The organism is Mycobacterium sp., assembly GCF_052143115.1.
In the GTDB taxonomy this organism is placed as follows: Bacteria; Actinomycetota; Actinomycetes; order Mycobacteriales; family Mycobacteriaceae; genus Mycobacterium.
Map to the genome: position 1 here is coordinate 1 of NZ_JBKQTQ010000040.1, position 8,086 is coordinate 8,086.

Genomic DNA, 8,086 nt, shown 5'->3' on the forward strand with positions numbered 1-8,086 from the left:
CGCCGCGGCGCGCCTCCCAGTGTTCGGCGGCGCGTTCCAGCCGGCGGCGCAGCCGCGCCGCGAGAAGATCGACCGCTTCTCGCGCGGTCTCTGCCTGGACCTGAGCGCGGACAGGCCGGCCATCGACGTCGAGATTGGCCTGCGCGACCACGGGCCGCTGCACCGCCGGATCGCGATGCCTGGTCAGTTTGACGCGGGCCTGCAGCACCGGTCGGCTGGTGTACCGCCCGAGCTCGCCGATCTTGCTGCGCGCGTAATCGGCCGCTCCCGGAAACTCATCGTGCGTTGTCACGTCAACGTCGATGGCCTGTGGCAATTCTGTTCTGTGGCGCATACTTACCGTGCTACGTCACGGAGCTGGTTGCTGGCCAGGGCCAAAGGTCACCGGACCTGCGCGAGCAGAAGCGGCATCGAACGAAACAGGGCTCGCGAGCGCGACTCTGCGCGTGCTCACGGGTGGGAAATGCCGTCAGAACTCGCAAGACCGCCCGGATTGGCTAGCGGATTTCCAGCACATCGTCGAGCGGCCGTCGTGGTGTTGCCGCAGGAAGGTCTTCCATGGGCGGCGCTATGCCGACACGGATCAGCACCTGCGGCTCCCCGCGTCCGCCGATGAGCGTGCGAACGATATCGCGGCTGTCGCGCAACTCGATCAGATGAGTCAGCGCGCAGGTCGCCATGCCGGCCATCGTGCACTCCAGCAGCACGGTGGACAGGGCTTCGCCGCAGCGCAAGACGTCCGTTCGGGTGTCCTCAGCGGTCGACAGTACAAGGACTTTCGACCAATCCACGGCGACGTCCACGCGGCGGTCCAGATGGCTGCGGGAGGGGAAATCCCGCGCCACGTCGACCCGCTGCTGTTCTGAGTCGGATGCCAGCGCGTCCGGAGGCACACCCTCGGATAGCGCGAAAGGCGATGTCCACCATTGCAGTTCGGCGTGGTATGAAGCGTCGTCGCGGCGCAGCGCCTCGGTAAGCTGCGACGCCTCGACCAGCTGTGGTCGCACGTCATCGGAGAGCACATCGAGCATCGCGACACTCTCGTCGACACTGCTGCGCAACACCGGTTCGAACGACGCCCAGTACGTCGGGCGGCCCAGCGGAAGCCGGTCGGTTCGGCGCTGCAGAATCGCCTCGGTCCGCTTGCGCTGGGCGTCGGTGACGAATTCGAGTGGACTGAATTCGAGCGATGCCAAATGATCTCGATTGTTCGGGTTGGGGAACCGCTCAATGTGCGCCTGCCAGCCAGCCGCCACCATGGCGATGCGAAGGTGATCGAGGACAGCCCCGCAACTGATGATCGCCTCCCGGCCGGACCGGTCGGCACTGTGCACCCACCGGCACCGATCGACGAACAGGTGTAGCCCTGCACCCTCGGCTACCCAGCGCCACGGCTGGCTATTGTGCACCGACGGCGCGCGGCACGCCAGCTGTACCGCCCTCTTAACCACCTCCATGTCCAGCACCGCTTGAGGCATGTCATTTCCTCCGTTCGGCCTGAGATCGACCCTATCGAGGGCGCTGTGCGCTGCTAGAGTCATTGGTCCCGACGGCGTCGCCGTTCGCCTATCTATGCGGCAGGGACTTTCGGCCCTGGCACGTAGTGACCTTCACCGCCACGACTGTGGCCCTCCGACGCTACGCCGAGCGCTCGCACCGGCACAGGATCGTGCCATGGAACAGGCCGGTCAGGTACCTGAAGTGTCCGCGGGAGAGATCAGCCCGTATCTCGAAGTGCACGAAACACATACGGGTGTCGTCGTGCTCGCCGGTGACAAGGCGTACAAGGCAAAGAAATCCGTTACAACCGACTTCCTGGATTTCAGCACTGTCGACCGCCGCGAGCGGGCCTGCGCCCGGGAAGTCCTGCTCAACAGCCGGCTGACGCCCGAGAGCTACCTGGGAGTAGGGCACTGGAGCGATCCTGCCGGGGGTCCCGCTGAGCCTGTCATCGTCATGCGCCGCTACCCCGACTCCCGGCGACTAGCCACGCTGGTGAAACGTGGCGCCCCGGTGGAAGGTGAACTGGCCGACATCGCGGAAGCATTGGCGACCTTTCACAACCGCGCGCATCACAGGCGGCCCGTGGACGCGCAAGGCAAGGTTGGCGCCATCAGCGCACGGTGGCAAGAAAATCTTGCCGAACTTGCGCACTTCGCCGGAACAGTGGCGCCGCCCGAATTACTCGGGCAAATCGAATGCCTGGCAAGAGGTTACATTGCAGGTCGTGCGGCACTGTTCGGGCAGCGCATCGTCGATGAACGTATCGTCGACGGACACGGCGATCTGTTGGCCGATGACATCTTCTGCATGCCTGACGGTCCGGTGCTGCTCGATTGCCTGGATTTCGACGATGATCTGCGGTACGTCGACCGCATCGACGATGCGGCGTTTTTGGCGATGGATTTAGAATTCCTCGGACGCAAAGACCTTGCCGACTACTTCCTGGATACCTACAGTCACTTTGCCAAAGACAACGCCCCAGCTTCGCTGAAGCACTTCTACATCGCCTACCGCGCAGTGGTCCGGGCGAAGGTCGACTGTATACGGCTCGCGCAGAAAAACCGCGATGCCTCCGCTGACGCGTCGCGTCATTTAACGCTGGCGGTCGAACATCTAACGGCCGGGGCGCTTCGGTTGGTCCTCATCGGCGGCGCCCCTGGCACCGGCAAGACCACACTCGCCCATTCGCTCGCCGAACGTGTTGGCGCAGAAGTGATCTCCACCGACGATGTGCGACGTGAGTTGCAAAAGCACGGCACGATCGACGGCGAAGCCGGCATCCTCGACGAGGGCCTCTATCGGCCGGACCAGGTCGCTGCCGTGTATCACGAAGTCATCCGACGCGCACGCTTATCCCTGACTGGCGGGAGACCCGTGATCCTCGACGGCACCTGGCGGGATCCCCGTCATCGTCGTCTGGCCCATGCGCTAGCCAGCCAGACCGCATCGACACTGCTCGAGATCGTCTGCTGGACGTCAGTGGGCGCAGCAGTCGAGCGAGTAGGGCACCGGGCGCCAAGCGCCTCGGACGCGACCCCGCACATCGCCCGGGCCTTGGCGGTCCGCGACGACGCGTGGGACACTGCTCACCCCATCGACACCAGCCAAGCGTTAGGCGACTGCACCGACCAGGCTGAAAAATTCTGGCACAACTCGCATTAGCCCTTAACCTACGAAGCCTTTCTCAGTAACCCGCGACGAAGGTGATCGAGCACTGTGCAAGTACTCGAGCTACCGGCCGGCGCGCGTTCGTGAACAAAACACCGACGTGCATTTGATGATTTGTCAACGGTGGCGCTCACCGTCAGCTGCGGACCACCAGTGCCGAATACGCGGCGCGGTCAAACAAAGAGTGACCTACTCGACCGACAATTCGGGCGATGTGACCCGCCGCGTCACTGCCCACGACGGCCAGCTGGACGGGTTCCTCAGTGCGGGCCAGAAATTCGGCAGTGTGATTCAGCTTTTAATTTTGCCGCGTCGATCGCAGTGTTTGAAACGTCGTACCTACCAGAATCGATTCTGCTGCACTACGGGCACCGAGTGCGGTCGGCAGCATCGCACGGACGAGGGTCCTACGACCGCGAATTTGAGGACTAATGCCTCGTGACGGGCGATCCGACGCGGCCTAGCGTTGCTTTTGACTTAAGGAGAGTGAAATGCCAAAACACACCAAGAACCATGGCATCGTCGTCGGCGTCGACGGATCGGCAGCATCGAATGCCGCTGTATCTTGGGCAGCGCATGACGCGGTCACGCGCAAGATACCGCTAACCCTGGTCCACGTGGTCAATCCCACCGTTTCGACATGGGCGCAGGCCCCAACGCTGGACCGATTTGCGGAATGGCACGAAAACGAGGGTCGCAGGATCCTCGCAGACGCGTTGAAGATCGCCCGTGATACCGCGAACGACAATCTGCCGATACCGATCGACAGCGAATTGTTTTTTTCGGCAACCGTCCCGACGCTCGCCGACCTGTCCAAAACGGCCGAGCTCATGGTCGTGGGCACATACGGACGGGGAGCATTGGCTCGCGGTTTGCTCGGCTCCGTCAGTTCTGAGCTGATGCGGCATTCACATTGTCCTGTCGCGGTCATCCGCGACGAGGATCCGCGGATGCCACATCCCGCACAGGCTCCCGTGCTCTTGGGCACTGACGGCTCGCCAGCCTCAGAACTCGCTACTGCAATCGCATTCGACGAGGCGTCGCGTCGCCACGTCGACTTGATAGCACTGCATGCTTGGAGCGACAAGGAAATTTTCGAACTTCCGGGTTTGGACTGGTCGGCGGTGAAGGCCGAAGAAGAGCGCCTTCTGGCCGAGGCGTTGGCAGGCTATCAAGAACGCTACCCCGACGTGACCGTGCACAGGCTCATCGTTTGCGATCGGCCGGCCCGCGCGCTCGTCGATACATCGGAATCCGCGCAGCTAACCGTCCTGGGGAGCCACGGCCGGGGTCGTCTCGCGGGCACGCTTCTGGGTTCGGTCAGCAACGCGGTCGTTCAATCCGTCCGTATGCCTGTGATCGTAGCGCGGCCGGTCGAGGCTTAGTGATCACCACCGTCGCCGCCTCAGCCTCTGACACAACGATTCTCTAGGAGCAGAACATGATCGACTACGACCTGGATACCGCGCACTCCATCCTGCAGGTGCGACCCAAATCCGCGCTCGACAAGAAAGATTTCGCCGAATTGGCAAAAGCGGTTGATCCGCAGATCGAGGCAACTGGCGATCTTGCGGGCCTCATTATCAACGCCCCGGCATTCCCGGGCTGGGACAGTTTCGGGGCGATGGTCACCCACTTTCGCTTCGTTCGGGATCATCAAAAGCACATCAAGAAGGTCGCGCTCGTCACCGACTCACACGTCGGGGATGTCGCCGAGCATCTGGCAACGCACTTTGTGTCAGCGAAGATTCGGCATTTTCCCGGCGAGCAGATCGAGCAAGCACGACAATGGATCATCAACGGTTCGTAATGCATTGAGCCGCAACCGTCGACGATCGTCACCAGTCGGATCGGAACTTGCTGCTGGCCTTTCCCGCGGCCTTCATTGGGAGGGCCGGTCGACCAGAGGATGAATGCCAGCAGTCTTGAGTGACTTTTGGCCCCGGAATCTACGGATTCCCGGGCTCGCTCGATAGGCTTGCGCTCCATGACGTCGTCGCTCGCCACCGGGCTCACCGACGCCGAAGTGGCCCAGCGGGTTGCCGAGCGCAAAGTCAATGACGTGCCAAGCCGGGCGACGCGCAGCGTGGCCGACATCGTGCGGGCCAACGTGTTCACCCCGATCAACGCGATCCTAGGTGTGCTGTTCGCCTTCGTGCTGGCGACCGGTTCGGTGATCAACGGTCTGTTCGGGGTTTTGATCATCGCCAACAGCTTCATCGGCACGGTGCAGGAACTACGAGCCAAACAGACGCTGGACAAACTCGCGATCGTCGGGCAGGCCAAACCACTGGTGCGCCGCACAAACGGGACACGTGAACTCCTGCCCAACGAGGTAGTGCTCGATGACATCATCGACCTAGGCACGGGCGACCAGCTCATTGTCGACGGAGTAGTGGTCGAGGAATCCGGCCTCGAAGTCGACGAGTCGCTGCTCACCGGCGAGGCCGACTCAGTCCTGAAGGGCACCGGCGACGCGGTGCTGTCCGGCAGCTTTGTCGTCGCCGGCACCGGCGCGTACCGGGCCACGAAAGTCGGACACGACGCCTACGCCTCCCGGCTCACGCAAGAGGCTAGCCAGTTCACCCTTGCGCGCTCCGAACTGCGCACCGGGATCAACAAGATCCTGGCGTTCATCACCTACCTAATGATTCCCGCTGGGCTATTGATCATCTACACACAGCTGTTCACCACTCATGCCGGCTGGCAGCAGTCGGTGCTGCGCACGGTGGGGGCGCTGGTCCCGATGGTTCCCGAAGGCCTGGTTTTGATGACGTCGATCGCGTTCGCGGTCGGGGTAGTTCGCCTAGGACGGCGCAAATGCTTGGTACAGGAGTTGCCCGCGATCGAGGGCCTGGCCCGGGTCAACATGGTATGCGCCGACAAGACCGGCACCCTGACCGAGAACCGGATGCAGGTCGCCGACGTGCGGCGGCTCGACTCCGCGACCGGCATGGACACCATCGTCCATGTGCTGGCGTCGATGGCCGCCGACGATGCCCGCCCCAACGCCAGCATCCAGGCTATCGCCGAGGCCTACCGCAACCCACCAGGCTGGACCGCCACGGCGACCGCTCCGTTCAAGTCGGCGACCAAGTGGAGCGGCGTCTCCTATTCCGGGCGGGGCAACTGGGTTCTCGGGGCGCCGGACGTGCTGCTGGACCCATCTTCAGGGGTCGCGGAGCAGGCCGAGCAGGCCGGATCCCGCGGGCTGCGCGTAATGCTGCTGGGGTCCACCAATCTGCCTGTCGACCATCCCGACGCGCCGGGCGACGTCATCCCCGGCGCCCTGGTCATGCTCGAGCAAAGGGTTCGGCCCGACGCCCGCGAGACGTTGGACTACTTTGCTGCGCAGAAGGTTTCGGTGAAGGTGATCTCGGGCGACAATGCAGTATCGGTGGGTGCGGTAGCGTCAGCATTGGGCTTGTCCGGGGAGGTGCTCGACGCGCGGAAGTTGCCCACCGATCCCGATGAGCTAGCCGGAACACTGGAGAAATACACCGCTTTCGGCCGCGTCCGCCCCGACCAGAAGCGTGCGATGGTGCGCGCCTTGCAATCACGGGGCAATACTGTGGCGATGACCGGTGACGGTGTCAACGATGTGCTGGCCCTGAAGGACGCCGACATCGGCGTCGCCATGGGGGCGGGGAGTTCGGCGGCACGGGCCGTCGCCCAGATTGTGCTGCTGGACAACAGGTTCGCCACGCTGCCTTACGTGGTGGGCGAAGGACGCCGCGTGATCGGCAACATCGAACGGGTATCCAACCTGTTCTTGACCAAGACCGTGTACTCGGTGCTGCTGGCGCTGCTGATCGGTGTCACCGGCCTGGGCGCTAAGGCGTTAGGCGTCAACGCGTTGATGTTCCCGTTCCAGCCAATCCAAGTCACTACAGCCGCGTGGTTCACCATTGGCATTCCCGCGTTTATCCTGTCGCTGGCACCCAACAACGAACGTGCGCAAGCCGGTTTCGTGCGGCGGGTGATGACGGCCGCGGTGCCGAATGGTGCAGTCGTCGGGATCGCCACCTTCGCATGCTATTTGTTGGCCTTCAGGGGCGCTGCGGCCACCCCGGCCCAGCAGATGCAGGCGTCGACATCGGCGTTGATCACCCTTTTGGTGATCGCAGTGTGGGTGCTCGCGGTGGTGGCACGGCCGTACTCCTGGTGGCGGGTCGTGTTGGTCGCGCTGTCCGGCACCGCGTACGTGGTGATCTTCAGCATTCCGTTCGCGCGGGAGCAATTCATGCTCGATCCCTCGAACATCGCGTTGACCGCCACCGCGCTGGCGATCGGTTTGTTCGGCGCTGCGATCGTCGAAGCACTGTGGTGGTTGAGAGGCTGGTCGGGCGCCGCACCCCTTCGTTTATGGCGCTAGCCGAACGATTGATCAGGTGGCAGCCGGCTCCCCGGAGCGTACGAATCAGGCGAATGTGGATTCCGGGCTGGGTTCCGGACCGAACCGGAAACGGCGGCCGGTAATCGAGACCGGGTGAATGCGAACGTAATGTTGCTTCAAGGTCGCAGTCCAGGGCAGCAACTGCGCCCGCTCAGCCTCCTTAAGCTCCTCATTGGTACGGAGCATGCGTGCCGTGCCCTTCACGATCACGCTCCAGCCTTCGGCGGCATCGTGATCGTCGGCCTCGAAAAGAACACGATTGTTGATCGCGGCGCTGACCAACTTGGTGCCCTCGGCGGTGCGAAAAAGCACGGTGCGTCGCTGGACGACGAAGTTGACTGGAAAGATCTCGGGCTGGCTCTCGACGCTCGTGACGAGACGCCCTAACGCCACGCTTGCCAGCAGATCCCAGCTTTCGCTTGCCGAGAGGATGGTGACGGGTTCAACGCTTATCATCTGATTCACGATAGGACCGCTCTGGGCGGCTTTGCAGTGTCGTTCGTCCTTCAAGCGAAGGAC

At 63.1% G+C, this 8,086-nt stretch carries 7 protein-coding genes; 4 read left to right on the forward strand and 3 right to left on the reverse strand.

Going from position 1 to position 8,086, the window contains the following annotated elements; genetic code table 11:
- Positions 1 to 334: HPF/RaiA family ribosome-associated protein (locus ACLQI9_RS04135; protein ID WP_442391137.1), on the reverse strand; the 334-nt coding region annotated here is incomplete at its 3' end.
- Between the two features lie 163 nt (positions 335 to 497).
- On the reverse strand, positions 498 to 1,457 hold the full coding sequence (locus ACLQI9_RS04140) for an Acg family FMN-binding oxidoreductase (RefSeq protein ID WP_442382902.1): 960 nt from the start codon (positions 1,455 to 1,457) through the stop codon (positions 498 to 500).
- Positions 1,458 to 1,674: 217 nt separating this feature from the next.
- Here ACLQI9_RS04140 and ACLQI9_RS04145 point away from each other — a divergent pair, with 217 nt between their 5' ends.
- From ACLQI9_RS04145 to ACLQI9_RS04160, 4 genes are all read left to right on the forward strand, one after another.
- Positions 1,675 to 3,165: an AAA family ATPase gene (locus tag ACLQI9_RS04145; RefSeq protein ID WP_442382894.1), complete on the forward strand. Its 1,491-nt coding sequence runs from the start codon at positions 1,675 to 1,677 to the stop codon at positions 3,163 to 3,165.
- A gap of 497 nt (positions 3,166 to 3,662) precedes the next feature.
- Positions 3,663 to 4,556, forward strand: coding sequence for a universal stress protein (locus ACLQI9_RS04150; RefSeq protein ID WP_442382896.1), 894 nt, complete (start codon positions 3,663 to 3,665; stop codon positions 4,554 to 4,556).
- Between the two features lie 56 nt (positions 4,557 to 4,612).
- Positions 4,613 to 4,981: an STAS/SEC14 domain-containing protein gene (locus ACLQI9_RS04155; RefSeq protein WP_442382898.1), complete on the forward strand. Its 369-nt coding sequence runs from the start codon at positions 4,613 to 4,615 to the stop codon at positions 4,979 to 4,981.
- Positions 4,982 to 5,158: 177 nt separating this feature from the next.
- A complete protein-coding gene (locus tag ACLQI9_RS04160) occupies positions 5,159 to 7,546 on the forward strand; it encodes an HAD-IC family P-type ATPase (protein ID WP_442382900.1) in 2,388 nt (795 codons plus the stop codon).
- Positions 7,547 to 7,591: 45 nt separating this feature from the next.
- On the opposite strand, the gene ACLQI9_RS04165 is transcribed toward ACLQI9_RS04160, so the two are convergent.
- Positions 7,592 to 8,023, reverse strand: coding sequence for a pyridoxamine 5'-phosphate oxidase family protein (locus tag ACLQI9_RS04165; RefSeq protein WP_442382904.1), 432 nt, complete (start codon positions 8,021 to 8,023; stop codon positions 7,592 to 7,594).
- Between the last annotated feature and the right edge of the window lie 63 nt (positions 8,024 to 8,086).